Here is a 26960-nt window from a genome sequence, read left to right as displayed (position 1 = left end):
AAAGATGGATTGTAATATATTCATAATAGAATTTTACAATAAAGAAAGACAAAGGAAAACCCCTTTCCCCTCATGATTGAGGGGCAGGGGAGTTGAGAGTGTCGAAGACACTTTCTTGTGCCCTTTTGCACAGCCACGGATCCCTGCAGTCAACTTATGAGGAACGATTGGAGAGGATTTTAACTTTTGGTCCATTGGACCAGAAGTGGAGAATTACTTTGTATGAAAATAAAATGTGTGGTAGAGTTTCTGTGTTTGTGATAAAATAACCATGTAACTGAAAATTGGGGCGTGATGCTTTTTAAATTTTGTGTTCTATTTGTACGCGATTTATTTCTGTATATGCAAGTGTGCTTTAGTAAATACATGAAAATAGAGAAGAAAATTTAAGATCCATGTCTGATACAGACGATTACTATCTCACGAGTAGTCTATTTTGTGTTAGATTATTATGCCCCTTTCACATTTAATTGTTGAAAGGAGTTTTTTATTTTATGGACAAGAAAAAGTATTTTGAAACAGTGGTGCAGAATCAAATTGGATATGAGTTTAAGAACTCATTGTTGTTAAGGCAGGCATTTGTAAGAAAATCATATTCTTCTGAGAACGGTGGTGAGAACAATGAGGTTTTAGAGTTTGTTGGCGACACAGTTCTAAGTGCAGCCGTTATGCGATATCTAACTACGAAGTATGGAAATGATCTTCATGTTCAGGACAAGATTCCGGCAGGATTCAGAGTGCCACAAGAACCAAAAGAGTTTCATAGTGAAAAGACCGAAGGCGAGCTTACTAGAATTAAACAAAAGCTGGTAGAAAAAAAGACGCTTGCAATGCGTATTGATGAACTGGGCTTTACAGAGTTTCTTATCATGGGTAAGGGCGATATAGAGCAAAATATGGTGGAGCAACCATCTGTTAAAGAGGATTTGTTTGAAGCGATACTTGGCGCCGTTGCTCTCGATAGCAATTATGATTATGATATTATACAAAATGTGGCAGAGATAATGCTTCGACCAGATTCGATTGTAGATAATGGAGAAGAAGTGGACTATGTAAGGCTAATATACATGTGGGATGAATCTTTTGGATGTATTCCTTATTTCAGGTATAAGAATGAACACTATAGCTTATATATTCAAAGTAACTCCGAAGTAATCGAGGTTGTCCCGCAAGGTCGGTATTATCCTGCGAATGCTAATCATTCATGTGAAATGTCCATAAGAAACGATCTTCCGAGATTTAAAGCTTATGGATTATCTAAAAATGAAGCTCGTAAGATAGCTTGCAAGGCTGCATATGATTATTTGGTAGAGCATGATTTATTATTTACGATTCGTGATGAAATAGATGAGCCATCTATTGAAATGGCAATAAATCAGCTTGAGATACTTGCTCGTCGCGGATATTTCAGTATTCCAAAGTATGAATATACGGAATCACATGATGAAGATGGAAATCCTATTTGGCATGCTGAATGTCATATTGACGAAATGGATGCGATATTTGATACTGAATCATCATCAAAGAAACGGGCTAAGAAAGAGGTTGCATTGGAGATGTTACAGTACGTGTTAGATAACTACGAAGAAGAGTAATAAACCTATTGAGAAGAATGCAGTCTATGATTATGATCAGAGATTTGTAATTTGTTATCATACCCAAAAGCCATAGGGGTGATACAGTGGAGCTAGAAGTTTTCTTAATCAACACAAAGTGCTACTGACATTAAAGACTACTCTACCTTCAGTATTTTTGGTATAATCAAGATATCAAAATACTGGAGGTGTTTTTATGTCTGGTGAACGAGTTGAAAAGCAAAGACGTGGTCCGAGGAGTAATCAGAAACTTAAGATACTGTATTTAGCAAAGATTTTATTAGATAATACGGATGCTAATCATGATATTACTTTGCAGGAAATTATCGACAAATTAGCTGCAAATAATGTGACAGCAGAACGAAAGAGCTTGTATGATGATATTGCCCAATTAGATGATTTTGGAATTAAGATAAAGAAGACACAATATGGAAAAACCTATCATTATCAGGTGATTAACCGTGAGTTTGAACTGGCAGAGTTGAAACTTTTGGTGGATTCTGCTGCGTCAGCGAAGTTTATTACAGAAGAAAAATCCAACGAACTTATTAAGAAGATAGAACACTTGGCAAGTAAGCAGGAAGCTTCCATGCTACAGCGTCAGGTTTATGTATCTGGTCGTGTAAAGACAATGAATAAAGATATCATGGAAAACGTAGATGCCATTCATAATGCGATTTCCCAGAATCTTAAAATTTCCTTTCAGTATTTTCAATGGAATAGTAAGAAGGAGCCGGAACTGCGCAAGAATGGAGAAAGGTATATTATTAGTCCATGGGGATTGTCATGGGACGATGAGAATTATTACCTGGTAGGTTACGATTCCGGAGCGGATAGAATCAAGCATTACCGCGTGGATAAGATGCTCAAAATCAAAGTGGAATCCACAAGACGTGAGGGCAGAAATAAATTCAAGGAAGTAGATATGGCTGCTTATGCAAAGAAGATGTTCAACATGTTTGATGGAGAAGAGCAGAATGTAGAAATCTTGTGCGTAAATGAATTAGCGGGAGTTATGATTGACCGCTTTGGTAAAGATGTACGAATGCTCAAAGTAGATGACGAACATTTCAGAGTAGTTGTAAAAGTTGCAGCAAGCAGTCATTTCATTCATTGGATTATGGCATTGGGAGATGGTGCAAAGATTATAGGTCCGGAGAGCCTGGTGGAAGAAGTAAAAAAAGAAATACGGAGATTATCTCAACAATATGAAAAATAACAGAACAAATATTCGATGTACGAGTCGGAATTTATGGACTCGTACTTTGGCATAATAGAGTCATCCTAAGAAGCAACAGAACTTCTTAAGATGGCTCTATTTTTTGAATTTGAAATAATCGATGTAGGATTTTAATCTGGATGATTATAACAGTGGCTAAGTAGTAGTGATAAGGAGGGCGATTTATATGGAAAAGAATTCAGCAGGTGAAAAATTTGTATTAGTTCTTGTGGTGATAGGTGTATTTTATTTTATCGGATTGATTTCAGGAGCATTTGAATCAGAACCTAAATGTATCAAGGGTGGATGTGATAGAAAGCAGGAATCAGGAAGCAGTTATTGCTATCTCCATAAGCCGTATGAGAGGAAATCTTCCACATATAGCGGAACATTTTCTGAAAGTCAGTCATCAACGGTTAGTTCACCAAGTAGCAGTTCGTCAGAAAGTTTTAGTAGTACGACGAATAGTTATAGTGACACTGCAAAGGAAAATGATTATGGAACAAGCAATTCCAAGAAAAACAACACATATAATTCTTATGATGATGGATATGATGATATCTATATGGATGGGGACTATGATTATGATAGATACGATAACGACAGTGATTATGCAGAGGGCGTAGATGATGCAATGGATGAATTTGGGGAGGAGTGGTAGAGAAAAGGGATACAGAGGATTACGATGCTATTTATTATGTCATAAATTGTTTGATTGAAAAAGGAGGAAGTAATTATGGACGAGATGTATTTTACAATAACAGGATGCAATTATTATTTTGGTAATAGATTTATGGAAAAAGGAATGAAGGTGAAATTGGTAAAGGAGCCAGACAATGAGTATGACAAAGAGGCAATACAGGTTAAGATAAAGGGTCTTGGCAAAGTTGGATATGTGGCAAATAGTCCATATACGGTAAAGGGAGAGTCAATGAGTGCCGGCAGGCTATATGATAGGCTTGGAAACAAAGCTAAGGGAAAGATTGAGTTTGTAATTGGTGGTGGAGCGATTTGCAAGATTGTTGATAATGGTATAGAATAGGTAAGCGTATTGCGGTAGAAGCAACAGTTATGGGACAACCATTATGAGAAGTATGGATTTGTGAAAATACAAGATGAAATGGAGAGAGTATAGTGCGTAGAAAAGTGACAGATTTACAACCATGGGAATGTTTGATGAAAAGAATTGCATGGAGACAATTAGGGGATATTCATGACAAGAAGATACTTGATTTTGGTAGTGGTATTGGAGTAACAGCAAATTATCTGGCAGAAAATAACGATGTAACAGCTATTGAACCGGATGAAGAAAGTGTAAAGGAAAGATGGTCAGATAATCAGTATACGCAAATTGTCGGAAGTACAGATGAATTGCGCAAATTTGCGGATGAGACATTTGACATGATTATTTGCCACAATGTTTTAGAGTATGCAAAGGATAGAGAAGATATTGTTAAGGAGTTTGCGCGGATTCTGAAGATAAATGGAAAGATTTCTATTATGAAACATAATCGAGCAGGAAGAGTTATGCAGATGGTTGTGCTTCTAAATGATTTTGAACACGCGAATAGCTTACTTAATGGTAATGATGGAATGACTTCTAAGTATGGAGCGATTCATTACTATGAAGATTCTGATATCGAAAAATGGTGTCCGGAACTTACAATTACGAAGACGCTTGGTATGAGAACATTTTGGGATATGCAGCAGAATCAAGAGATTCACAAGGATGTGGATTGGCAGGATAAAATGGTGGAGATTGAGATGCGTGTGTCTGATATGGATGGATATAAGGATATTGCATTTTTTCATCATCTGATGATTGAAAAGATTTCATTGACATGAGAAATTATAGGTGGTATGCTAATTGACAAAATTACAAGGAGAGCATGCAAATGAATCAGAACTTACATTTAAGACGTTATATGTACATGTATTATAGACGTACTCAGCTATAAACTTGGCAAGGTTAGTGCATTAGTTTATGGTCGATAGGTCTTTTGGTCTAGTGCATATAACCAGAATGTAAGTGATGTGTTTAATATATATTGCATCTTAATTTGGAATTATCGCACTAGACGCTGAATGTTTGGTGCGATTTTTTTCAATAGGAAATTTAATGAAAAGATGACATTGGTTGATTATGTAAAAACTGCATTAGAGTAATAAGGAGGTTGATTAAAATGATAACAGATGCATTTGAAAAATCAGAGGTTTTATTTGGACCAAAAGATTTTTATGGAGAGCAAAAGCATTTATGTGATAAGTGCATTATTGTGTTTTCCGAGAAGATATTTGCATATATGCTTGAAACATATGTGCATGAGGAAGCAGGATTTATAAGATGTTGCAATGGAATTACCACGGTATATGTTTTTGAAATAGATGGAATGAAAATTGCAGGGTATTTAAGCCATATTGGTTCGGCATTGGCTGGAAATGACGTGATTGATGTAAATTGGCTTACAGGTGCAAGTAAATTTATTATGTTTGGTTCAGCAGGTTCTTTGGATAGCAATGCGACAAAGGGAAAGTTTGTTATTCCAACAGAAAGTTATCGAGACGAAGGCTTGAGCTATCATTACGCTGCACCGGCAGATTATATAAAAATCAAGAATTCAGAAATTGTGAAAACAATATTGAATGAATTAAACCTTCCAAGTGTGGAGGGGAAGGTTTGGACAACGGATGCAATATATCGAGAAACAAAAGCCAAGATGGAAGCAAGAAAGGCAGAAGGCTGTATTGCTGTCGAAATGGAACTAGCAGGAGTACAGGCGGTATGTGATTTTTATGGCTGGGATTTATATGATTTTCTTGTTACGGGTGATATACTTGACCAAGCAGTTTATGATGTTTCAGGGCTTGCAAATGCAAACCATAACATGGATAAATTATATATTGCAATTGAGATAGCAAAGAGAATTTAGATAAACAAAAGGAAACCAACATATGAAAATACAACCAGAACAAATATACAGAACCATGCCTTTCCAAACTAGAAAATACGAGAAAACCTATGGAAAAGAACTCGCTTCTCACAGGAAAAAATGTCATACTATTTTTGACAACATTAAAAACGGAGCAAATATTTACATAAATGTGGAGCAAAATACATTAGAAGAGATAGAAGGAAGTGGCACACAATATGTACGCATGTCCATACTCTCAGACGAGATATTATCGTATGATATAGAGACTTTCAGAGTAGAAGGAAGAGAGGAACTTTTAAATAGGTATAGACCATATTTTGTTAGTTTTATCGTACCAATCAGAGAAAATAAATTAAAAAGTATCTATGCTTTGGAAGAAAGCTGGCACGAAGCAAAATTTATAAATAATGAAGAAACAGTTGTCGAAGAAGGAATTTTATTACAAGGGACATTGGAAACCAGTGCAAGTCCTATCAATTGTATAGAAGGAAAATTACTGGTATTTCAGAATAAAGCAATGAAAAAAGAAGTATTAGATAAAATAAATAATACATATGATCCGTACAAATTCCCCAAAACCGACAGTAAAGAAATTCAAAAAATATTAGATGATGCATGGAGTAAGGATTTCCCCAATACCATTGATATTTATAATATCGGACATGGAAATGCAGATTATATAAGAGGTGCAAAACATAGGATTTTGTATGATATAGGATATAATTACCGTTCATTTCCCAGTTATAATAATTCTAAATATTTGAAAGCAGTCAGGTCAATACGGCAGTTAAGACCAAGTTGTGTAATTTTGTCCCATTGGGATTTAGATCATATCATAGGCTGCGCATATGCAAAACAGAATATATTTTGTAAAAAGTGGATAGCTCCTCACTTGGTATCCGGTAAGGACAAAAAAGCATCTACAAATGCCATTCGACTGGCACATTATTTATGGGTATTGGGCAATTTATGTCTTGTGGACAGAGAACAGACGAACAAATTGATTGCAACGATTCCTTGCAGAAAAAATGCAGAAATGAAACTATGGCTGGGAGATGGAAATACCACAACTAGAATTAATAGAAAAAACAGGGAAGGTCTTATTATACAAATATATGACAAAAATAATAACTTGGGAGATGTATTGTTGGCAGGAGATGTGCCATATCAATCTATGCCGGATATATTAAAGAGAAACATAGATTTTATGCATGTGCCACATCATTGTTCTAAGATGGAATTGGCAAGATTAGGCGTTGTACCCACAGGGGGAATTGCAGCAGTTATTTCTACTAACCGAAATAAGAATAAGAAGATAAATTATGACGAGCCTCATCATGATGAATTAGAAAAGAAGTTTCGTAAAGTAGTAAATACCATAGATAATCAACCAAAGGATGATGAAGCAAATCTTTCTGTACAAATTAAATGGGTAAAGCAGAATTACAGCTTTAGACAATAGGAACAGTGTAACAAGTGTCTAGTGTGGTAGGGGTGACAGGATTTTTTTGAAAATAAAATGTAGATTTGGTTCATTTCCAATATAGTAATATACAAAATAAAAAAATGTGGTAAAATAGGAGAAAATGTAAAAAAATCGTTGCAGAGGTAAGTACTGCAATCACCAATGAAAAAGCAAAGAGAAAAGGAAGAATATTTAGTATGACGTTAAAAGAACTGGAAATCGGAAAAAGTGCAGCTATAAAAAAAGTGGGTGGCGAAGGAGCATTACGACAACACTTTTTAGATATGGGAATGATTCCGGGGGCAGAGGTAACAGTGGTGAAACTTGCACCTATGGGAGATCCGATGGAGCTTCAGATTCATGGGTATGAGCTGACTCTTAGATTAGCAGAAGCAGATCAAATTGAAATAGAACCGATTCATCAGCGAAGCCGGAGCCATCAGGGAAGTGAGTATATCAAAAATTCAGCACATCCGGGATTAGGAGAAGAAGGAAAGTATCATTCCAAAGAAAATGAAAATCCGTTGCCGGAAGGAACAACATTGACGTATGCGCTGGTAGGAAATCAGAACTGTGGTAAGACAACCTTGTTCAACCAGTTGACAGGAGCAAACCAGCATGTTGGAAATTTTCCGGGTGTAACCGTAGATCGTAAGGATGGAACGATTAAGGGCTATCCAAATACCAATGTTACGGATTTACCTGGAATTTATTCTATGTCTCCATACAGTAGCGAAGAAATTGTTTCAAGAAACTTTGTGTTAAACGAGAAACCAAAAGCCATTATTAATATTGTAGATGCCACCAACATCGAGCGAAACTTATATCTTACCATGCAGCTGATGGAAATGGATATTCCTATGGTAGTGGCGTTAAACATGATGGATGAAGTAATTGGAAACCAGGGAGCAATTGATGTAAATGCCATGGAGGCATTGCTGGGAGTTCCGGTAATTCCAATTTCTGCGGCAAAAAATGAAGGTGTAGATGAATTAGTACGTCATGCATTACATATTGCAAAATATCAGGAATGTCCATTGAGACAGGACTTTTGTGATAAGCAAGATCATAATGGTGCAGTACATCGTTGCATTCATGCAGTCATTCATTTGATTGAAGATCATGCAGAAAAGGCAAAAATTCCGGTTCGTTTTGCAGCTACAAAGGTGATAGAGGGCGACCATTTGATTTTGAAGCAGTTAAAACTGGATCAAAATGAGATGGAAATGTTAGAACATATTGTGCAACAGATGGAATCAGAGCGAGAGTTAGACAGAAGTGCAGCCATTGCAGATATGCGTTTTGATTTTATTGAGCGTTTGTGTGAACAGACTGTTGTAAAGCCAAAAGAAAGCAGAGAACGTGTCCGTAGCGAGAAGATTGATAAGGTACTTACTGGAAAATATACGGCAATTCCATGCTTTATCGGAATTATGGTATTGGTATTTTATCTGACCTTTAATGTAATAGGAGCGTGGATGCAAGGCGTTTTAGAATTGGGAATTGACAAGTTATCAGAGATAACCGATAAGGCATTAACAGCGGCAAATGTCAATAGCGCAGTACACAGCCTTGTAATTGATGGTATTTTTACCGGAGTAGGAAGTGTCCTTAGCTTTTTACCGATTATTGTAACCTTGTTCTTTTTCCTGTCACTTATGGAAGACAGTGGATATATTGCTCGTGTTGCATTCGTAATGGATAAATTACTACGAAAAATCGGACTTTCCGGACGAAGTATTGTTCCGATGTTGATTGGATTTGGGTGTACCGTTCCGGCAGTTATGGCAACCAGAACCCTTACCAGCGAGCGTGACCGTAAAATGACCATTTTATTAACTCCGTTTATGAGTTGTACCGCAAAGCTTCCGATATATGCATTCTTTGTTAGTGTATTTTTCCCGAAGCGTGGTGGATTCATTATGGCAGGACTTTACTTATTGGGAATCGTTGTTGGAATCTTGGTAGCCTTTTTGTACAAGGGAACATTATTTAAGGGAGAACCGGTTCCGTTTGTTATGGAATTGCCGAATTATCGTTTGCCGGGAGCAAAAAATGTTGCACAGTTACTTTGGGAAAAAGCAAAAGACTTTTTACAAAAAGCATTTTCGGTAATTCTGATAGCAACCATTGTAGTTTGGTTCTTTCAGAGCTTTGACCTGCATCTGAACATGGTAAAAGATTCAGCAGACAGTATTCTTGCAGCAGTTTCTAGTCTGTTGGTTCCGATATTTGCACCATTAGGATTGGGAGATTGGCGTATTTGTACATCACTGATTAGTGGATTTATGGCAAAAGAAAGTGTTGTTTCCACGCTGGAAGTTTTATTTGGTGGTGGTATCGCAACGGTACTTTCTCCACTGGGAGCAGCATCTTTATTAGTATTTAGTTTGCTCTATACTCCTTGTGTTGCTGCCATTGCGTCTGTAAAGCGTGAACTTGGTGGAAAGTGGGCAGTTGCAGTAGTCTTATGGCAATGCGTTATTGCGTGGGTGGCAGCTTTGGTAGTTCGGGTTATCGGACTTGTACTGGGAATGGTATAAAAATATGCCAAGCTGGGACTTGACAGTTGCGAGATTTTGAAATACAATAAAACAAGCGTGTTGAAGAGAAGAGTACTGAAGAGATGTTCTCCAGAGAGAGATACAATTGGTGTGAGTATCTTAGAATAAGAACTTCAGGAAGACCACCTCTGAGCGGCCCTAATCCGGTCCGGTGATTCCGTTATCATCAAAAGAGTGATTTCCCCATGGAAATAAGTAGGGTGGAACCGCGGATAGTTAGTATATTCGCCCCTTATACAAGCAAACTGTTTGTATAAGGGGTTTTTATATTATAAGTATTTTATAAACATTAGGCTGGTAAGTTCTGAGACACCTTTAATATGAAAGGAGATACAAAAATGGTAGATTTTAAAGCAGATGAAAGACTGAATACTTTGAACCATTCCTGCGCACATGTCATGGCACAGGCTGTAAAACACTTATACCCAAATGCAAAGTTCTGGGTTGGACCTGTGGTAAAGGAAGGTTTTTATTATGATATGGATCTTGGAGATGCCGTAATTAATGACGAAGCAATTGCCGCTATCGAAAAAGAGATGAAAAAGGTTTGTAAAGAAGGAAAGAAAATTTACAGACGTGAGATTTCCAAGGCAGAAGCATTGGAATTATTCAAGGATGATGAATACAAATTAGATTTAATCAGCAACTTAGAAGATGGAAATATTTCTGTATATGATCAGGGAGATTTTACAGACCTTTGTCGCGGACCTCATGTAGATAACACAAAGCTTTGTAAATATTTTAAATTAGTAAAACATTCCGGTGTATACTGGAAGGGCGATGCTAATAACCATGTAATGCAAAGAATCTATGGTGTATGTTTCCCAACAGCAGAAGAATTAGAAGATCATTTAAAACTTTTAGAAGAAGCAAAAGAGCGTGACCATAGAAAAATCGGAAAAGAAATGCAGTTATTTATGTCTGATGATTTAGTTGGACGTGGACTTCCGATGTTCCTTCCTAAAGGATATACCGTATGGCAGGAACTTGAGAACTATATCAAGGAAAAAGAAAGAAAACGTGGTTATTTCCATGTAATGACGCCATGTGTTGGTACGGTAAATCTGTACAAGACATCCGGTCACTGGGATCACTATAAGGACAATATGTTCCCTGCAATGGAAGTAGAGGGAGAATCCTTTGTACTTCGTCCTATGAACTGCCCGCACCATATGATGATTTATGCAAACAGAATGCATTCCTACAAGGATTTGCCAATTCGTATCGGTGAAATTGCACACGACTTCCGTTTTGAAGCAAGTGGTACATTAAAGGGTATTGAAAGAGGAAGACATTTCTGCCAGAACGATGCCCATTTATTCGTTACACCGGAACAGATTGAATCTGAATTTTCCAAAGTAGTAGAGCTTATTTTTGAAACATATAAAGACTTTAATATCACAGATTATCGTTGCGTACTCTCCTTAAGAGATCCGGAAGATAAGGTAAAATACCATGATGATGATGAGATGTGGAACAATGCAGAAAATGCATTAAGAAAAGTTTTGGATGACATCGGAATCGAATACACAGAGGAAATCGGTGAAGCAGCATTCTACGGACCAAAACTTGATGTAAATGTAAAACCTGCAATCGGTAATGAATATACACTTTCCACCTGTCAGTTAGACTTCTGCTTACCTGCAAAATTCAACCTGACATATATTGACAGTGATGGAACAAAGAAGACACCGGTAGTTCTTCACAGAGCAATTCTTGGTTCCTTAGACCGTTTCATGGCATACATTTTGGAGGAAACAAAGGGAAATCTTCCACTTTGGCTTGCACCAGTTCAGACAACCATTCTTCCGGTAAAGAACGAAGATGAGGAATTAAATGCTTATTCTCACGAAGTATATTCTTACTTAGAAGAAAATGGAATTCGTGTTGAAATTGACGAAAGAAATGAAAAACTTGGCTATCGTTTGAGAGAAGCACAGATGGCAAAGGTTCCTTATCTGTTAGTACTTGGTAAGAACGAAATGAACGACAGAACTGTAAGTTACAGATTACATGGAGAACAGAAGACAACTACCGTTTCCATGGAAGAGTTCCTTGCAATGCTTCAGGACGATATTAAGACCAAAAAGATTAATCCGGCAGCAGCAAAATAGGAATGAAAGTAGCGAAAGTTAAATAACTATGAGAAACTCGCGTAAATCAAAAAGAACTCGGATGCCCCTTTTATGAGGACTCCGAGTTCTTTTTGCAATAGAAAATTGCATCCTATTGTATAAAAAATGCTTACTTTAGTTTTTCTGGAGCATTTTAGCATCTTTTTTTCGTTCCTTATATTCCTTGGCATTAAGTGGTGTAATCATGCCACAGCTTTCACACATAATGCCGCGTTGCTGCTGGTGACTGAAGATAGGAATATAGAAAAGTGTTGCCTGATTTAACTGTCTGCAAAGAGTGTGCATAACATTATGCTGGCAGTTAGGACAAACAAATGTGTCAACAATGCCTTCGCGTTTAAATAGAGTTCTTGTTCCATATACAATTACCATGTTGTAATACCTCCTTGATTAATATTTGCTTTTAACTGTGCAATTATCTTATCCAAATCTTTGTTTTTACGAGCAGAAAGCAGCGAACGTGTTCCATCTGCAGTTTCTAAGGCAATATAGGTATCGGTTGTCGGCTCCCCATTTACCATATTACATTTAAATACATTGGTAATAGTATTTAAAGGCATAACGGAAAAACCGTCTTTTTTATCATTAAAATCCAATATGAAATGATTCGAAACAGCAAGTTTCATATTAGATGAAAAAATAGACGGACTGACTGAAAAGTCAGAATAAATCTGCTGAAACTCACCGGTTTGTTCTAAAGTAGAAATTTTTTTCTTTACAGCTTTCTTTTTGTTGTTGCCTGTTGTGAAGATGAGGATACTGATAAAAGCAAATGCAGCAGCAACAATATATAAATAAATACTGTTTTCGTTGGCAGGATGTGTGGTGTCTAAGTAGTAATCTCCAAAATATTCGCTGTAATTTGAGGTGGTGATATCCAATCCGGCATCAGAAAGATAGTCTACCAGATAGCGTGAAGCCTCATAAGGTATGAGGGTACTTTCACCACGGATAGTCTGACCGGTTAAAGTGTTGAGGTCATCATCCTGGACATCTACCCCATAAACCGGCAAAGAAGTTCCCTTTTTGGTAGCAATAATGTTCCAATAGCCATCAGAATCTTCTGCGATATAAAATTCGGTGTCTGATTTGTTATCATTGACAAGTTCTGCAAACGGTCCCATAACATAAGTAACATCCAGCGTTGCATAGCCATCGGACTGTGGATCAAATGACTTATAAGTGGTCCATTCCGGTATGAGGCCGATAACAAGGAAAAGTACACCTATTCCCAAGAAAATAATTGGAGCAACGATGTTTTTTCCACAAATTTTTAATAAATTTTTTTTAAATTCTTCCATTTTCATTTTTCTCCCGTATAATTTTTCTCAATCTGTTCTATCATGACACAAGTATTGAAATTATGCAAGAAATTTTTGGAAGATTTATCCATTACCATTACTATTACGACTAGAGAAAAATGTAAAAATATGTTACTATTTGAAAAGAATACAAAAAGAAGAAAGTATACGAAAGGAGAAATAGATATGGCTTGTACTACAATACTTGTTGGAAAAAATGCATCTTATGATGGCTCTACGATGATTGCGAGAAATGATGATTCCGGTTCCGGACATTTTACTCCGAAGAAAATGGTGGTAGTTTCTCCGGAGGAACAGCCGAAAAAATATAAATCCGTTCTTTCTCATGTAGAGATAGAACTTCCTGATAATCCAATGCGATATACGGCAATGCCAAATGCGGTAAAAGGAGAAGGCATCTGGGCTGCAAGTGGTGTGAATGAAGCACATGTTGCCATGACAGCAACAGAGACAATTACCTCCAATCCCCGCGTATTAGGGGCAGACCCATTGGTGGTATATCAGTCGGCAGAAGAGGGAAAAGAGGAAATTGCTGGAGGAATCGGAGAAGAAGATATTGTTTATATTGTACTTCCATATATCCGAAGTGCCAGAGAAGGGGTACAGAGATTAGGAAATTTGTTGGAGAAGTATGGTACATATGAAATGAACGGAATCGCATTTCAGGACGTAAACGAAATCTGGTGGTTAGAGACCATTGGTGGACATCATTGGATTGCCAGAAAGGTTCCGGATGATGTGTATGTGGTTATGCCAAACCAGTTAGGAATCGATAAGTTTGACCTGGAAGATGCGCTTTCAGAGCAAAAAGAGTATATGTGCTCAAAAGATATGCGTGAGTTTATTGAAAAATATCACTTGGATTTGTCATTAGATGGTGTTTTAAATCCACGAGATGCTTTTGGAAGTCATGATGACGCAGATCATGTATACAATACACCTCGTGCATGGTTTATGGAGCGTTACCTGAATCCTCATACAAAAGTATGGGATGGTGAAACAGCAGACTATACACCATGTTCCGATGATTTGCCATGGTGCATGGTACCGGAAAAGAAAGTGACAGTAGAAGATGTAAAATATGTCTTATCTTCTCATTATCAGGGAACCCCATATGATCCATATGCTTCATACGGAGATAAGTCTTTGCGGGGCGCCTATCGTTCCATCGGCATTAATCGAAATGACTTTTTATCTGTTATCCAGATGAGACCGGACTTGGAACAGAATTATAACACCGTTGAGTGGGTTGCGTTTGCCTCCAATGCATTTAATGTATTAGTGCCATTTTACGCAGATGTAGAGGAAGTACCGGAGTATCTTTCCAATACAACAGGTCAGGTATCTACCGACAATTTTTATTGGGCAAGTCGTATGATTGCAGCTATGGCAGATGCATCTTATCGAAAGTCCGTATTTCACATTGAACGTTATCAGGAGTATGTGATGTCCAAAGGACATGAAGTCATTAACCGATATGACGCACTTTTGGAAAAAGAAACCGATAAGAACAAGCAAATGGAATTAAAAAAGAAGGCAAATCAGGAAATCGCAGATATGCTGAAGAAAAAAGCATTAGATACCTTAGATAAAGTACTTTTTGAGTTAAGCGACCAGATGAAAAATGCATATTCCAGATCAGATGCATAGTAAGATGGAAGAGTGGTTAGTTTAAAGAGAAGAGTATAGAATGGCTTGACAGGATATAATAAAAATATCAAAAGGAAAGGAAGGAATGCATATGTGTACAGCAGCAACTTATAAAACAAAAGATTTTTATATGGGAAGAACCTTAGATTATGAATTTTCTTATGGAGATGAAGTCACCGTCACACCTCGAAATTATCCTTTTGATTTTCGGCATATGGGAAAAATTGATACACATTATGCCATTATCGGTATGGCACATGTAGCAGGAAATTATCCCCTTTATTACGATGCCATTAATGAAAAAGGTATTGGCATGGCAGGACTTAACTTTGTGGGAAATGCGGTGTATCAGGAGGTGGAAGAGGGAAGAGAAAATGTAGCCCAGTATGAATTTATTCCATGGATATTGGGACAGTGCGCTTCCATGAAAGAAGTACGGGAACTTTTAGAAAAAATGAATCTGGTAGGGACACCTTTTAGCCAACAGTTGCCGGCAGCACAGTTGCATTGGATGATTGCAGATAAGGATGAGGCAATTACCGTAGAGTGTATGGCAGACGGTTTGCATATATATGATAATTCCGTAGGTGTTTTAACCAATAATCCACCTTTTGAAATGCAGATGTTTCTGTTAAATAATTATATGCAGCTTTCTCCAAAGCAACCGGAGAATCAGTTTTCAGATAAAATTTCGTTAAAGACCTATAGTCGGGGAATGGGAGCATTAGGACTGCCTGGAGATTTGTCCTCAGCATCACGTTTCGCTCGAGTAGCATTTACAAAATTAAATTCTGTTTCCGGAGATTCTGAGACAGAAAGCGTTTCCCAGTTTTTCCATATCTTAGGTTCAGTGGAACAGCAAAGAGGATGTTGTGAGGTAGCAGAAGGAAAATATGAAATTACCATTTATACCTCCTGCTGTAACGCAGATAAAGGGATTTATTATTATACAACCTATGAAAATCAACAGATAACAGCAGTAGACATGCACCGGGAAAATCTGGATGGAAAAGAATTAGTGCGGTATCCTTTGATTCAGGAAGAACAAATTCATTGGTTAAATTAAAATACGTTATACAAAGGATGCGTTTGTTTTTGAAAATTTCATTCTTATAAAAACTATGAGAAACACGCTTTGCGAGTTTCTCATAGTTAAAGAAAAAGTATTCTTCTATTATCATTAGTCATCCAAATAGGAATCCAAAAATTCCGGAAACCACATGGAAATTTCTCTTTTGGCATGCTCTACAGAATCAGAACCGTGAACAGTATTATCTGTTTTTCCGTGACCATATTTATAACGGATAGTTCCTTCAGCGGCTTCAGTAGGATCTGTTGCGCCGTTTACATGTCTTACTGTATTTACAGCGTTCTCGCCCTCTAAAATCATGGCAACCAAAGGACTTCTGGAAATGAAATCGACCAATTCCTGATAAAAAGGCTTATCCTTTAAGTCAATATAGTGTTGACGAGCAAACTCTTTATTAATCTTAATCATTTTAAGAGCCTTGATTTTTAATCCGGCTTTTTCGTACATATCAAGAATTTCCCCTACATGATTTGCTTCTACCCCGTCTGGTTTTACAAGTGCTAATGTTTTCTCTACCATATCAATATCTCCTTGCTCTATATTTTACTTTACTATAACATAAAATGAGCGTTTTGTAACTACAAATTAGATAGGTTATGGGAGAAAAATTCTTCTTGTAATAGCAAATTTGCACGAAACAGGCGCATAATTTGCCAATAACTCATTCCACGCAAACTATATTCCTGTACTAAACCGAATTTTCCATAAATACTGCGGGCATCTTCAAACCATACTTCATGGGTCAGACCATTTTGCACATAGGTAAAAAAGGGAGATTGTGCAACTTCATCAAACTGAATGGAAACACCTTGTGAAATGGCAAGTTGTACGGCCTCGATATTTCCAATAGTTCGCGCCTTAGAGGTACCCTTTACATAAGGAAGTGTCCAGTCATAGCCGTAATTAGGAATTCCAAGATTGATTTTTTCAGCAGGAATCTTGGTAAGGGCATATTCCACCACTTCCCGAACTTTATTCAAAGGAGCAACAGCCATGGCAGGCCCGTAGGTATAGCCCCATTCGTAAGTCATTAACAGTACATAGTCCGCAGCTTCGCCTAAGAGTGCATAGTCTTTTCCTTCATAAAGCAGACCAACCTGAGTATCAGAAGTTTTTGGCGCAAGAGCCACGGAAACAGGATAGCCAAGTTCATTGATAGCAGTTCTTACCTCAGAGACGAATCGGGCAAAAGCGATGCGGTCTTCCGAAAGAATATATTCAAAGTCAATATCCACACCTTCAAATTCACGTTCCGTTACTTCTGACACAAGAGAAGAGATTAATTGAGCCTTGGATTCTTCGTTATTGATTACTCTGGTAATCAGATAGTTACTGAATTGACCATTCGGTCCGAAAGGAGTTAGCGTCAAAATGGGAGCAACGCCATAATTTTTTGCAAGGGTAATCATAAAGGTGTCGTCTAAGGCAGGAGGAATCAAGGTGCCTTCCGTAGTAAACCCATAAGAGAAAATAAAAAGGTCGGAAAGATAAGGCAAAGTCTGTTCTAATACCCAAGGACTGATAAAAGGATAAGCATAGCCGCCGGAATAAGCAAAACGGTTAGTGGAAACGATCAGAATATCTTCTTCAGTAAGTGTATAGGAAGCATCAGGCAGCAATAGTGAACTGCCAACAGCAAGGGCATAAGGATATGGAATCTGATTGGCATAGGCAATGTCTTCGGCAGAAACCTGATAGCGTATAGCAATATTGTCAATTGTATCACCGGAGCGAACCGTATAAATAACCATAAGATTCCTTTCTATCCAACAGAATCAAGCGTGTTTGTTATAGTTTATGAAATAGAAAAATTATTGTGAGAAAATATAGAGATGCAGGTATAATTTCCTGCCTGTCCTCATATTCATAGAAACATAAGGACAACAATAGGACGATGGAGGAAGTTATGACAGAAAGCAAAAAAAGCAATGGAGAAGTGATGCGAGGGAAAAATGTGTTAGAGGATGAACAACACAAGTCCCCGTTTGCCTGTTTTTTAGAACAGCTCAATGATCCCCTGATTTTTATATTATTTGTAGCGGCAGCCATATCCATGCTACTGCAAGAATTTAGTGATATGATGATTATTCTGGCAGTCATTTTGGTAAATGCAGTAATCGGAGTGATTCAGGAAGGAAAGGCACAGAAAGCCTTAGAAGCTCTAAAAGAAATGACAAGTCCAAAGGCAGTAGTGAAACGGTCAGGACATATGCAGGAAATACCGGCGGCAGATTTAATACCGGGAGATATTGTGTGTTTAGAAGCAGGGCGACAAGTGCCGGCAGATTTACAGCTGACATCTGCGGTAAATCTGAAAATAGAAGAGGCAGCCCTTACCGGAGAATCCCTTCCGGTCATCAAAGATACCAGAAAAAACAATAGGGCATATATGTCTACAAATGTTACATATGGCAGAGGTGAAGGTGTTGTAACCGCTATTGGCATGGATACGGAAATCGGAAAGATTGCAAGAATGATACAAAATGCACCGGTAGAAACCACTCCTTTGCAAAAAAGATTAGCAGATTTAGGAAAAGTATTAAGTGGTGTTTCTGTAGTTTTGTGTGTGCTACTGTTTGGAATTGCAGTATTACAAAAGAGAGACATTATGGAAATGTTAATTACTGCAATTTCTCTTGCAGTAGCGGCAGTACCGGAAGGCTTACCGGCTATTGTTACTATGGTATTGGCATTGAGTGTCTCTCGTATGGTAAAAGTAAATACCATTGTAAAGCGTTTACCTAGTGTGGAAACCCTCGGATGTGTCAGTGTGGTATGTTCTGATAAGACGGGAACCTTGACACAGAATCGAATGACAGTGACACGCTGTTATACCAACGGCAGAGTTTGTGATACAGATGCGTTAAAAGAGTCGGAAGACAGAGATTTTATATACGGATTTATGTTGTGTAACGACGCATCTTTACAGGACGGAACCCGTATGGGTGACCCCACAGAATTAGCACTACTGGACATGGGTGCAGCATTTGGAATTGTGCGAGAACGCTTAGAACAGCAAATGCCGCGAGTAGATGAAATCGCCTTTGATTCCGGTAGAAAAATGATGTCAACCCTTCATCAGGAAGGAGCGAAAAAACTGTCTTATACCAAAGGTTCTCCGGATGAAATTTTAGAGCGTTGCAGTTATATTCGAATTGACGGAAAAGACCTGCCTATGAGCCAGGCTCATCGGGAAAAGATACAAAGTACATTAAAAGAATTTACAAGGGATGCACTTCGTGTATTGGCATTGGGAATGCGTACCGGCGTAACCCAATTAAAGGAAAACGAGCTGATTTTTCTTGGAATGGCAGGAATGGCAGACCCGGTGCGACCAGAAGCAGGAAAAGCAGTGGAAGAATTTCGGCATGCCGGGGTTAGAACCATTATGATTACAGGAGACAGAAAAGATACCGCGTTAGCCATTGCCAAAGAACTTGGCATTGCCAAAAATCCGGAACAGTGCATGACAGGGGAAGAACTAGAAAGGTTAAATCCCAAGGCACTTCAACAAAGACTTCCAAAGGTCAGAGTATTTGCCCATGTGTCACCGGAGCATAAAGTACGCATTGTTTCAGGATTTAAAGAATTAGGAGAAATTGTTGCTATGACAGGGGACGGGGTCAACGATGCACCATCTCTAAAGTCGGCAGATGTGGGAATTGCCATGGGAATGGCGGGAACAGATGTTGCGAAAAATGCAGCAGATATAGTGCTTACCGATGATAATTTTGCTACGATTACCAAGGCAATCGCTCAGGGAAGAAGTATTTACGAGAACATCAAAAAATCAGTACTGTTTTTGTTATCTTCGAACTTTGGAGAAATCATTACCATGCTTGCAGCGGTAGCACTTGGACTTGCAGCACCGTTAAAGCCAAGCCATATTTTGTGGATTAACTTGATTACAGATTCTCTCCCGGCACTGGCGTTAGGAGTGGACGAGGAAGACAATCGAAATGATATGAATCGTCCTCCCCGGTCAAAAACAGAAAGTTTATTTGCAGGTGGCGGCTTAAGCTGCACCATATTTTATGGTATCCTGATTGCAATGATCAGTACCGTAGCATTTTTGCATTTGCCAATACAAATGATGCTTTCACAGAACATGGAGTTTTCATTGGAAAATCTTCGAACCTTGTTTGCGAATCAAGAGATGCTGAGCAGATGTCAGACTTATGCCTTTACCGTACTTGGAATGTCACAGTTATTTCATGCCATAGGAATGCGCAATGTAGAGTGTTCTGTATTTGCCATGAATCATCTGAAAAATAAATTGATGATACTGGCATTTGTAATTGGAATCGGATTACAGTTGATGGTGACAGAAATTCCGTATTTTGTAAATGCATTCGGCACATGTGCTTTGTCAGGGACAGAGTGGGGCAAACTTTTAGGATTGGCGGCAATGCCCCTTTTAGCACATGAAGTATTGGTGTTGCTTTCCAGATTAAGTTCAAAAGAGTTTCAAAAAAGCTAAAAGTATCAAAAGAGCACCACTAACCCAGCAAATATTTTTTTGTGTATGGCAGGAGAGCTTTTTCCCAAGGAAACTGCCGGTAAGAATGGCGAGAATCCCCATGAGAAAAGAAGCAATAATTGCAGCAGGAATGGAAAAAGGCGGAAGAGCCGCACCAATTCCCGCTGCCGCACTGTCAATGGAAAGTGCAAATCCAAGAGAAAGTGATTCTCCAGGGGAGAGAAATTTGTCCCGGTCTTTATCAGCCTTGTCCGCATGGTCACAGCAGGAATGGTCAAAAAGCTTGGTAATGCCAAGAAGCAGTAGTACTAAAAAGCTGATAGTGCAGGTTTGTCTAGGTGTGAGTAATCCGGTTAAAAGGTTTCCGGTAAGCAACGAAACCGCCAGTATCAGACTGGAAATAGAGGTAAGAATACAAAGAGAAGAAAGCGGAATTCGTGTTCGACTGACACCATAAGCAAATCCCGCGGCAAAAGCATCTATAGAGATTGCGGTAACCAGCAATAAGATTTCTAAAATAAATTCTAACATGGTATTTCACCGAATATATTGTTTCTTTATGGTATTCTTTTTAGAATGTCTATGTTCCCAAAAAATCATTGAAAAATCCTTAGAAAGTCACTGAAAAATGGTTAAAAAATAGTTAAAATAGTATTGAAATATGACGATATTATTTTTATAATGAAAAATAATCAAAGCATATTAAGAAATGGAATTCGAAAGCGGAAACAAGGAGGAAATAACGATATGCGGTCATTTATAGGACAAGGAACAGGGAATGCAAAAAATGCAGTACAAGAAGCAACACGAGGATTAGAGTCACCGGAGGCAATTATTTTTATTGCACCCTATGATATCGTAGGCGAAGTGGCAGATTTACTGAAAAAGCAATATCCTAATACACCATCCATTGGAACCATAGGAACCAAACTTGTAAATGGACAGGTGGGGGATAATAATGTATCTGTTTTAGGATTATTTTCAGATGCCAAGGTAAGATGTGGTGTAATTGAGAACATCAGTGAATGTCCTGTTGCATCCATAGGAAAATTGGAAAAAGATATTTCAGCAGTTTCGCCGGGACATGGAGATACCGTATGTCTGGAATACTGCACAGGAGAAGAAGAAAAGCTGGTAACAACCTTTACCTCCTGTTTTGAAAAAAAGGGAATTCAGTTGGCAGGCGGAACAGCATTCGGAGCACCGGAAGGAAAGGCATCTGTTGTAGCATATAACGGAAGAATCTATGAAAATGCATGTGTGTATGCACTTATTAAGAATACAACCGGAAAAGTAAGAGTTTATAAGGAAAATATTTATAAGAAACAGGCTTCTAATATCTCACACTTTGCTACCAGGGTAAATACTTCCAAAAAGGCATTGATTGAATTGGATGGAAAACCGGCAGCGGAAGTTTATAGTCAGGAACTTGGAATTTCCAAGGATAAAATCGTTGATAACGTACTGAAAAATCCAATGGGACGTGCCGTAGGGGATGAAGTGTTCATTTCATCCATGATGGGCATGGAGCCAAATGGAACATTAGTAAATTATAAGCGCATTAATAAAAACGATTGTATCTATTTTCTGGAATTAGGCGAATATCAGCAGATAGAACAGGAGACAAGAAACAAGATTCAAAGCGACATGAATCATATTTCGTTAGTAGTGTCAATTGACTGTATTTATCGATACTTACTTTATGATGGAGAAGGGTATTTTGCAACATATGCCAAGGATATGGCATCCCTTGGAAATCATATGGGAGTTGTTGGCGGTGGAGAACAATGCAATAATCAGCATGTAAATCAGACTATGGTTTGTGCGGTATTTGAATAGGAGGACTATCATGTTTGGAAAGAAAAAAACAGAAGAGATACAGGAAGTAACAAGGGAATCTTCCATTGGAAAAAAGGAAAATATAAATGAATATTTAAAATCCATGTCATACTTAAGCAAGTTCGTAATGGATAAAAAAGAAGCATTAGTTGAAGAAGAAGCAAAAACAGTAAAGGAAATTGACAATGTTCGTGAGTCTTATAACGAAGTAATTGAAAACAATGCGAAGATTAGTGAATCCGTTGATAATTTCCAAAAAGAGTTTGCAAAAATCGGAGAAATATCAGGAGAATTTAACGGTGTTATTCAGAATGTTACGGAAGTGTCAAGTGATGCATTGCAGGATATTCAGGATTTAAAGGAGAGTTCAGCAAAAGTAGAAGTTCAGTTTGAAGAAATCGGAAAGATTTATGACGAATTCCAAAAACGATTTGATGAAATCAAGGCAACTATGATGAATATTGTTGGAGTAGCAAATCAGACAAATTTATTGGCATTAAACGCATCCATTGAAGCAGCAAGAGCCGGAGAGCATGGAAAAGGATTTGCAGTAGTTGCAGATGAAGTAACCAAGTTATCCATCGGTATCAAAGAGTTAGTAGGCGATGTAAATAAAAGTATGGAAGGACTGCAAATAAGTTCCGAAAGCCTTACCAGATCTTTGGAGGGAGTAAAAGAGGCGTTGAATACTTCCAAAGAACAGATGAATAATACTGAAGGTATATTTAATGAAATCAATGAGTCCGTATCCGGAGTAAAAGATGTACATAGAGGAATTAATGAAGTAGTAGACCAGTGTAGCGGACAGGTTGATTCTCTTCAGAGAGACATGCAGACATATGAAAATCACTATGCGCAGGTTATGGAAAATATCAATGGATTAAAGAGCCTTATGACACAGAAAGGATTTATATACGAAGATATCTCTAATATGATGGAACAGACAGAACCGTTACTTAAAAAGATATCCGGTGAAATAGAGTAATATGCAGATAACATACCCAGATTATTATAAAAAATTTTCCTGTACAGCAGATAAGTGTATTGACACCTGTTGTGCAGGATGGGGGATAGGAATAGATAATAATACATTGTATCGATACAGCAGGGTGAAAGGTACATTTGGAAATCGACTGAGACAAGAGATTGATTGGCAGGATAAGTCTTTTCGCCAGCACGGCAAAAGATGTGCATTTTTAAATAATCAAAACTTGTGTGATATTTATACCAATCTTGGAGAAGAGGCATTTTGTACTACTTGCAGACGTTATCCAAGACATATTGAAGAGTTTGAAAATATTCGAGAAATTTCTCTTTCTATGTCATGTCCGGAAGTGGCACAAATTATATTAGGAAGTTCGGAAAAGATAACGTTTATCGATAAAGAAAAAGAAAGTCCGGAAGAAACTTACGAAGAATTTGACTTTTTTCTGTTTGATAAATTGATGGATGCAAGAAGTTTTCTGTTAGAATTATTGCAAAACCGCGCATATTCCATTGAATACAGAATCGGTATAGCACTTGGATTTACGCACGACATGCAAAGACGCATCCGGAATCAGGAGATTTTTGAGATTGATGAGTTAATTGAAAAGTATCAGGCACCACATAATACCCAGCATTTGATGAAACGATTGGAAGGTTATCGGAATAAGGGAAAAGAAAAAATTCTTCTTATGGATGAAATGATGGAAGCCTGGAATCGAATGGAAGTGTTAAATGCCAAATTTCCAAAGAGGGTAAGGGAAGCCAGAAGGACACTTTACGAGAGGGGAAATATTTGGTATCAGTCACAATTTCAACTGTTCCGTGAACACATTTTAAATTATCCGATTATCTTAGAAAAGTTAATGGTGTACTTTGTATTTACCTACTTTGGCGGAGCAGTATACGATGAAGATGCTTATAGCAAAATGAAAATGGCAGTATTAAGTACGCTGTATCTTCGTGAATGGATGATGGCACATTGGATAAAAAATGGAAAACAGTTGACTTTGCCACAAATGGTAGAGATTTGTTACCAATATTCCAGAGAACTGGAACATTCGGACTTTAATCTAAATACCATGGAGAAAATGCTGGCAAAAGAATCCCTGTTTTCCATGAAGAATTTTTTTACAGTTATTATGAATTAAAAATCATATCGGAAGTAATATCTTTGAGAGAAAAGGCACCACACATTGTCATGGTGTCTTTTAATTCGTTTCCAAGCTTTTCAATATAAGCGGCAACGCCTTCTTCTCCGGCACCGTAAACAGCAGCCACAAAAGGTCGCGATAAAGAAAAATGTATGTATTTCCAGCTTCAATATCCTTTATAATATTTTCACGGCTGTGAAATTCACAAAACATATCTACAATTTCTTTCAAGTAGTACTTTGGATAGACCACTTTGATAGTGTCCTGTACAAGTGCATATACTTTTTCTGTGTCGGATTTCTTAGCTAATTTCAACTCCATATCCTTTTCCTCCTTGTAAATATAATAAAAGCACCATCAAACAATATTCCTATCATCTGATGGTGCAAAATTTACTTGCAATATATTTAGTATGAAAAACTTTCCTACTATTAATTTTGTTTCGTCCTATAGAAAATCAAATTCTCACAATGCAATATTTTTCCATCAGCAATAAATCCAATTGCCAGTGATAGACGGGATTGACAACATAATCATTTTATATTGCCTTCGCGGACATAATTATGCTATAATTATATCAAAGAAAGGGGTGAATATCATGCCACTTATTATGCCTATTAAGGATTTACGCAATACAACCGAGATTTCTAATATCGCACACAAGGAACAGGAGCCTATTTTTATTACTAAAAACGGATATAGCGATTTGGTTGTGATGAGTAGTGAATTATACGATAAATTTGCAAGGATGAATCGTATCGACCAAGCAATCTTCGAATCCGAGCAAGAAATTGCTAACGGTGCAGAAGCAGTTGACGCAGAAAAAGTTTTTGCAGAATTGGAGAAAAAACATTTTGGATAAATACAAGGTAAAAGTCAACCCCAGAGCAATCCGTGAATTAGACCACATTTACGAATATATTGCAAATGAGAAATTGGCTCCTGCGAATGCCAAAGGACAGGTAGACAGAATTAAGAAGTCTATTTTAAGCCTAGATACATTTCCACAGTCCCATCAAGAGCGTAACGAAGGCAGATATGCCGGAAAAGGCTATCGTCAGTTACTGATTGATAATTATATTGCCATTTTCCGCATTAATGAACCATGCAAAACAGTTTATGTAGTAACAATACAGTATCAAGGACGAAATCTATAAAACAAGCACCAAATGATATTATAAATCATTTGGTGCTTGTTTTGAATTTACGCGAAGCAACGAGCCAAAGTCCGTGCTTGCACGAGACCTTGGCGACTGCCGCAATAACTTGAGAATTATTTGCCATAGTTCCAACGAATCCTCCGCATCTATACATATCTGCATAGTCCCGTCAAGGTAAAGACGAGCATACTCCACAGGGTTGCCTATTGCAAGGGCATTTAGCGCACACTCTGAATTAGGTGTAGTCTTTAGCCATTCCTCTGCCTTTGCACAGTCAATCCTCTTTTCGGTAAAATCTAAAAAGCATTTCATTCAGTTCACACAGTCCATTTATATTGTGTTATAATTTGTTATGTGATTTTCTTTCCTTTATTTTTGCCCTTATGAGGGTTCACAAAGCCTTGTAAAACAATATAACACAAGGGAATACATAAAGGATAGCTCACTTACAGAAAAGTTAGTGTTTATAAGGGTTATCAGGGAATTTATTAATAAAATATAACAGCTAATGAAATCCTTAAATTATGTAATTACACAATCGGGATTTGTTATCGCATATGTATTTCTGAAGGAGGCGATATAATTGCTATATGAATTAAAGAATCTTGCAAAAGTTAATGCTATTTTTGAAGATTGGCATGAAACATTAATTTATTCGTGTCTTCAAAATGTAATGGGACATATTTATGTTACGGATTTAGAAAATCCTAAGTCAGCATTTGCATTTGTTGGATGTTTTTGCTTTTATGCTGGAGAACCGGACAGAGAACTTGTTGAAAGCAAACCGGATGGTTTTATTATCATGGTGCCACAGAATGAGGATTGGGCAAAGTTGATGGAAGAATGTTTTCAAAATGCCAAACGGGTCATTAGATACGCGATTAAAAAGGATACGAGATTTGATAAAGAAGCACTAAAAAGGAAAATAAAAGAACTTCCCACAGGATATGAATTAGCAAAGATTGATTCTGATATATATGATAAGTGTTTAAAGAATCCTGTTACAGTAGATTTTGTCTCTTCTTTTGAAAATAAGGAGCAATATTTGAAGATGGGAAAAGGTATGGTAATACTAAAAGCTGGTGAGATAGTTGCCGGAGCCTCTTCTTATACCAGATATAATGAGGGAATTGAGATAGAGGTAGACACTGTAGAGGAGGAGCGGAGAAAACACTTAGCAACTATTGCATGTTCTGCTCTTATACTAAGTTGTTTGGAGGAAGGACTCTATCCAAGCTGGGATGCTCAAAATATGAATTCTGTCCGATTGGCAGAAAAGCTTGGATATGAATTTGATTATGAGTATGTTGCATACGAAGTTGTAAGTGATGCAAGAACGCAGTAAGCAAATATTACTTGTTACAAACTTA

At 37.6% G+C, this 26960-nt stretch carries 25 protein-coding genes, 1 pseudogene and 1 other annotated feature; of the genes and pseudogenes, 18 read left to right on the top strand and 8 right to left on the bottom strand.

Features of this window, described 5'->3' with window-relative positions; all coding sequences use genetic code 11:
• Nucleotides 1-494 precede the first annotated feature (494 nt).
• From KQI83_RS08450 to thrS, 9 genes are all read left to right on the top strand, one after another.
• Nucleotides 495-1595: a ribonuclease III domain-containing protein gene (locus tag KQI83_RS08450; RefSeq protein WP_216556606.1), complete on the top strand. Its 1101-nt coding sequence runs from the start codon at nt 495-497 to the stop codon at nt 1593-1595.
• A 196-nt stretch (nt 1596-1791) separates the two neighbouring features.
• Nucleotides 1792-2814 carry a helix-turn-helix transcriptional regulator gene (locus KQI83_RS08445; RefSeq protein ID WP_216556603.1) on the top strand — a complete coding sequence of 341 codons (1023 nt, stop codon included), beginning with the start codon at nt 1792-1794 and terminating at the stop codon, nt 2812-2814.
• A 187-nt stretch (nt 2815-3001) separates the two neighbouring features.
• Nucleotides 3002-3475, top strand: coding sequence for a hypothetical protein (locus KQI83_RS08440; RefSeq protein WP_216556601.1), 474 nt, complete (start codon nt 3002-3004; stop codon nt 3473-3475).
• A gap of 75 nt (nt 3476-3550) precedes the next feature.
• The gene (locus KQI83_RS08435) at nt 3551-3856 is read left to right on the top strand and encodes an HIRAN domain-containing protein (RefSeq protein WP_216556599.1); all 306 of its coding nucleotides are present in this window, start codon (nt 3551-3553) and stop codon (nt 3854-3856) included.
• Nucleotides 3857-3948: 92 nt separating this feature from the next.
• Nucleotides 3949-4659 carry a class I SAM-dependent methyltransferase gene (locus tag KQI83_RS08430; protein WP_330622337.1) on the top strand — a complete coding sequence of 237 codons (711 nt, stop codon included), beginning with the start codon at nt 3949-3951 and terminating at the stop codon, nt 4657-4659.
• A 338-nt stretch (nt 4660-4997) separates the two neighbouring features.
• Entirely contained in the window at nt 4998-5744 is a 747-nt protein-coding gene (locus KQI83_RS08425) for a nucleoside phosphorylase (RefSeq protein WP_216556597.1), read from the top strand.
• A gap of 22 nt (nt 5745-5766) precedes the next feature.
• On the top strand, nt 5767-7209 hold the full coding sequence (locus tag KQI83_RS08420; protein ID WP_216556595.1) for a hypothetical protein: 1443 nt from the start codon (nt 5767-5769) through the stop codon (nt 7207-7209).
• A 200-nt stretch (nt 7210-7409) separates the two neighbouring features.
• Nucleotides 7410-9755 carry a ferrous iron transport protein B gene (gene feoB / locus KQI83_RS08415; RefSeq protein ID WP_216556593.1) on the top strand — a complete coding sequence of 782 codons (2346 nt, stop codon included), beginning with the start codon at nt 7410-7412 and terminating at the stop codon, nt 9753-9755.
• Between the two features lie 51 nt (nt 9756-9806).
• Nucleotides 9807-10012: a binding site (T-box leader), on the top strand.
• Between the two features lie 102 nt (nt 10013-10114).
• Complete coding sequence (gene thrS, locus KQI83_RS08410) at nt 10115-11890, top strand: threonine--tRNA ligase (RefSeq protein ID WP_216556591.1); 1776 nt, start codon at nt 10115-10117, stop codon at nt 11888-11890.
• Between the two features lie 135 nt (nt 11891-12025).
• Here the strand turns inward: thrS and KQI83_RS08405 are convergent, their stop codons facing one another.
• Together KQI83_RS08405 and KQI83_RS08400 are read right to left on the bottom strand one after the other, a co-directional pair.
• The gene (locus tag KQI83_RS08405) at nt 12026-12283 is read right to left on the bottom strand and encodes a zinc-ribbon domain-containing protein (RefSeq protein ID WP_216556589.1); all 258 of its coding nucleotides are present in this window, start codon (nt 12281-12283) and stop codon (nt 12026-12028) included.
• Nucleotides 12277-13212, bottom strand: a complete 936-nt coding sequence (locus KQI83_RS08400) for a DUF6709 family protein (protein ID WP_216556587.1) — start codon at nt 13210-13212, stop codon at nt 12277-12279. Before KQI83_RS08400 ends, KQI83_RS08405 begins: the two co-directional genes overlap by 7 nt.
• Nucleotides 13213-13398: 186 nt before the next feature.
• Between KQI83_RS08400 and KQI83_RS08395 the strand changes: the two genes are divergently transcribed.
• Both KQI83_RS08395 and bsh read left to right on the top strand, forming a co-directional pair.
• Nucleotides 13399-14883 (top strand): C69 family dipeptidase, encoded by a 1485-nt coding sequence (locus KQI83_RS08395; protein ID WP_216556585.1) that lies wholly within the window; start codon nt 13399-13401, stop codon nt 14881-14883.
• 91 nt (nt 14884-14974) lie between these two features.
• A complete protein-coding gene (bsh, locus tag KQI83_RS08390) occupies nt 14975-15949 on the top strand; it encodes a choloylglycine hydrolase (RefSeq protein WP_216556583.1) in 975 nt (324 codons plus the stop codon).
• Nucleotides 15950-16063: 114 nt separating this feature from the next.
• Here the strand turns inward: bsh and ndk are convergent, their stop codons facing one another.
• Together ndk and KQI83_RS08380 are read right to left on the bottom strand one after the other, a co-directional pair.
• Nucleotides 16064-16492, bottom strand: a complete 429-nt coding sequence (ndk, locus tag KQI83_RS08385; protein WP_216556581.1) for a nucleoside-diphosphate kinase — start codon at nt 16490-16492, stop codon at nt 16064-16066.
• A gap of 59 nt (nt 16493-16551) precedes the next feature.
• Complete coding sequence (locus KQI83_RS08380) at nt 16552-17724, bottom strand: glycosyl hydrolase family 18 protein (RefSeq protein WP_216556579.1); 1173 nt, start codon at nt 17722-17724, stop codon at nt 16552-16554.
• Nucleotides 17725-17879: 155 nt separating this feature from the next.
• Between KQI83_RS08380 and KQI83_RS08375 the strand changes: the two genes are divergently transcribed.
• A complete protein-coding gene (locus KQI83_RS08375) occupies nt 17880-20453 on the top strand; it encodes a cation-translocating P-type ATPase (protein WP_253295552.1) in 2574 nt (857 codons plus the stop codon).
• Here KQI83_RS08375 and KQI83_RS08370 read toward each other — a convergent pair.
• Nucleotides 20430-20984, bottom strand: a complete 555-nt coding sequence (locus tag KQI83_RS08370) for a manganese efflux pump (protein WP_216556575.1) — start codon at nt 20982-20984, stop codon at nt 20430-20432. The two genes, KQI83_RS08375 and KQI83_RS08370, sit on opposite strands and share 24 nt — an antisense overlap.
• A 216-nt stretch (nt 20985-21200) precedes the next feature.
• On the opposite strand from KQI83_RS08370, the gene KQI83_RS08365 reads away from it, so the two are divergent.
• Genes KQI83_RS08365 through fliB form a run of 3 tightly spaced genes read left to right on the top strand, consistent with a single transcriptional unit; the run spans nt 21201 to nt 24427 of the window.
• Nucleotides 21201-22292, top strand: coding sequence for an FIST signal transduction protein (locus KQI83_RS08365; RefSeq protein ID WP_216556573.1), 1092 nt, complete (start codon nt 21201-21203; stop codon nt 22290-22292).
• 10 nt (nt 22293-22302) lie between these two features.
• The gene (locus KQI83_RS08360; protein WP_216556571.1) at nt 22303-23277 is read left to right on the top strand and encodes a methyl-accepting chemotaxis protein; all 975 of its coding nucleotides are present in this window, start codon (nt 22303-22305) and stop codon (nt 23275-23277) included.
• Nucleotide 23278: 1 nt separating this feature from the next.
• Nucleotides 23279-24427, top strand: a complete 1149-nt coding sequence (fliB, locus tag KQI83_RS08355) for a flagellin lysine-N-methylase (protein ID WP_216556569.1) — start codon at nt 23279-23281, stop codon at nt 24425-24427.
• Here fliB and KQI83_RS17315 read toward each other — a convergent pair.
• Together KQI83_RS17315 and KQI83_RS17310 are read right to left on the bottom strand one after the other, a co-directional pair.
• The gene (locus tag KQI83_RS17315) at nt 24417-24512 is read right to left on the bottom strand and encodes a hypothetical protein (protein ID WP_442969781.1); all 96 of its coding nucleotides are present in this window, start codon (nt 24510-24512) and stop codon (nt 24417-24419) included. The two genes, fliB and KQI83_RS17315, sit on opposite strands and share 11 nt — an antisense overlap.
• Complete coding sequence (locus KQI83_RS17310) at nt 24488-24751, bottom strand: hypothetical protein (RefSeq protein ID WP_330622336.1); 264 nt, start codon at nt 24749-24751, stop codon at nt 24488-24490. The genes KQI83_RS17315 and KQI83_RS17310 overlap by 25 nt, the downstream gene beginning before the upstream one ends.
• 277 nt (nt 24752-25028) lie before the next feature.
• Between KQI83_RS17310 and KQI83_RS08345 the strand changes: the two genes are divergently transcribed.
• Together KQI83_RS08345 and KQI83_RS08340 are read left to right on the top strand one after the other, a co-directional pair.
• On the top strand, nt 25029-25292 hold the full coding sequence (locus tag KQI83_RS08345) for a type II toxin-antitoxin system prevent-host-death family antitoxin (RefSeq protein WP_021983544.1): 264 nt from the start codon (nt 25029-25031) through the stop codon (nt 25290-25292).
• Nucleotides 25285-25587 carry a type II toxin-antitoxin system RelE/ParE family toxin gene (locus KQI83_RS08340; RefSeq protein WP_216556567.1) on the top strand — a complete coding sequence of 101 codons (303 nt, stop codon included), beginning with the start codon at nt 25285-25287 and terminating at the stop codon, nt 25585-25587. Before KQI83_RS08345 ends, KQI83_RS08340 begins: the two co-directional genes overlap by 8 nt.
• Nucleotides 25588-25710: 123 nt before the next feature.
• On the opposite strand, the pseudogene KQI83_RS16735 reads toward KQI83_RS08340, so the two are convergent.
• Nucleotides 25711-25902 (bottom strand): annotated as a pseudogene (locus KQI83_RS16735) (DUF6061 family protein); the annotation flags it as partial.
• 271 nt (nt 25903-26173) lie between these two features.
• Here KQI83_RS16735 and KQI83_RS08335 point away from each other — a divergent pair.
• Nucleotides 26174-26935 carry a GNAT family N-acetyltransferase gene (locus KQI83_RS08335; RefSeq protein ID WP_216556565.1) on the top strand — a complete coding sequence of 254 codons (762 nt, stop codon included), beginning with the start codon at nt 26174-26176 and terminating at the stop codon, nt 26933-26935.
• Nucleotides 26936-26960 lie beyond the last annotated feature (25 nt).

The organism is Roseburia sp. MSJ-14, assembly GCF_018918225.1.
Classification (GTDB): domain Bacteria; phylum Bacillota; class Clostridia; order Lachnospirales; family Lachnospiraceae; genus Petralouisia.
Note: the sequence above shows the minus strand (reverse complement) of the source record. Positions and strands in the feature narration are given on the sequence as shown.

Excerpts from the sequence above, each read along its gene's own strand:
- KQI83_RS08435 (WP_216556599.1), top strand. The coding sequence starts at position 3,551 with ATGGACGAGATGTATTTTACAATAACAGGATGCAATTATTATTTTGGT.
- KQI83_RS17310 (WP_330622336.1), bottom strand. The coding sequence starts at position 24,751 with ATGGAGTTGAAATTAGCTAAGAAATCCGACACAGAAAAAGTATATGCA.
- feoB (WP_216556593.1), top strand. The coding sequence starts at position 7,410 with ATGACGTTAAAAGAACTGGAAATCGGAAAAAGTGCAGCTATAAAAAAA.
- KQI83_RS08370 (WP_216556575.1), bottom strand. The coding sequence starts at position 20,984 with ATGTTAGAATTTATTTTAGAAATCTTATTGCTGGTTACCGCAATCTCT.
- KQI83_RS08380 (WP_216556579.1), bottom strand. The coding sequence starts at position 17,724 with ATGGTTATTTATACGGTTCGCTCCGGTGATACAATTGACAATATTGCT.
- KQI83_RS08345 (WP_021983544.1), top strand. The coding sequence starts at position 25,029 with ATGCCACTTATTATGCCTATTAAGGATTTACGCAATACAACCGAGATT.
- KQI83_RS08445 (WP_216556603.1), top strand. The coding sequence starts at position 1,792 with ATGTCTGGTGAACGAGTTGAAAAGCAAAGACGTGGTCCGAGGAGTAAT.
- KQI83_RS08440 (WP_216556601.1), top strand. The coding sequence starts at position 3,002 with ATGGAAAAGAATTCAGCAGGTGAAAAATTTGTATTAGTTCTTGTGGTG.
- KQI83_RS08420 (WP_216556595.1), top strand. The coding sequence starts at position 5,767 with ATGAAAATACAACCAGAACAAATATACAGAACCATGCCTTTCCAAACT.
- KQI83_RS08395 (WP_216556585.1), top strand. The coding sequence starts at position 13,399 with ATGGCTTGTACTACAATACTTGTTGGAAAAAATGCATCTTATGATGGC.
- KQI83_RS08405 (WP_216556589.1), bottom strand. The coding sequence starts at position 12,283 with ATGGTAATTGTATATGGAACAAGAACTCTATTTAAACGCGAAGGCATT.
- bsh (WP_216556583.1), top strand. The coding sequence starts at position 14,975 with ATGTGTACAGCAGCAACTTATAAAACAAAAGATTTTTATATGGGAAGA.
- KQI83_RS08450 (WP_216556606.1), top strand. The coding sequence starts at position 495 with ATGGACAAGAAAAAGTATTTTGAAACAGTGGTGCAGAATCAAATTGGA.
- fliB (WP_216556569.1), top strand. The coding sequence starts at position 23,279 with ATGCAGATAACATACCCAGATTATTATAAAAAATTTTCCTGTACAGCA.
- KQI83_RS08425 (WP_216556597.1), top strand. The coding sequence starts at position 4,998 with ATGATAACAGATGCATTTGAAAAATCAGAGGTTTTATTTGGACCAAAA.
- KQI83_RS08400 (WP_216556587.1), bottom strand. The coding sequence starts at position 13,212 with ATGGAAGAATTTAAAAAAAATTTATTAAAAATTTGTGGAAAAAACATC.
- thrS (WP_216556591.1), top strand. The coding sequence starts at position 10,115 with ATGGTAGATTTTAAAGCAGATGAAAGACTGAATACTTTGAACCATTCC.
- KQI83_RS08365 (WP_216556573.1), top strand. The coding sequence starts at position 21,201 with ATGCGGTCATTTATAGGACAAGGAACAGGGAATGCAAAAAATGCAGTA.
- ndk (WP_216556581.1), bottom strand. The coding sequence starts at position 16,492 with ATGGTAGAGAAAACATTAGCACTTGTAAAACCAGACGGGGTAGAAGCA.
- KQI83_RS08375 (WP_253295552.1), top strand. The coding sequence starts at position 17,880 with ATGACAGAAAGCAAAAAAAGCAATGGAGAAGTGATGCGAGGGAAAAAT.
- KQI83_RS08360 (WP_216556571.1), top strand. The coding sequence starts at position 22,303 with ATGTTTGGAAAGAAAAAAACAGAAGAGATACAGGAAGTAACAAGGGAA.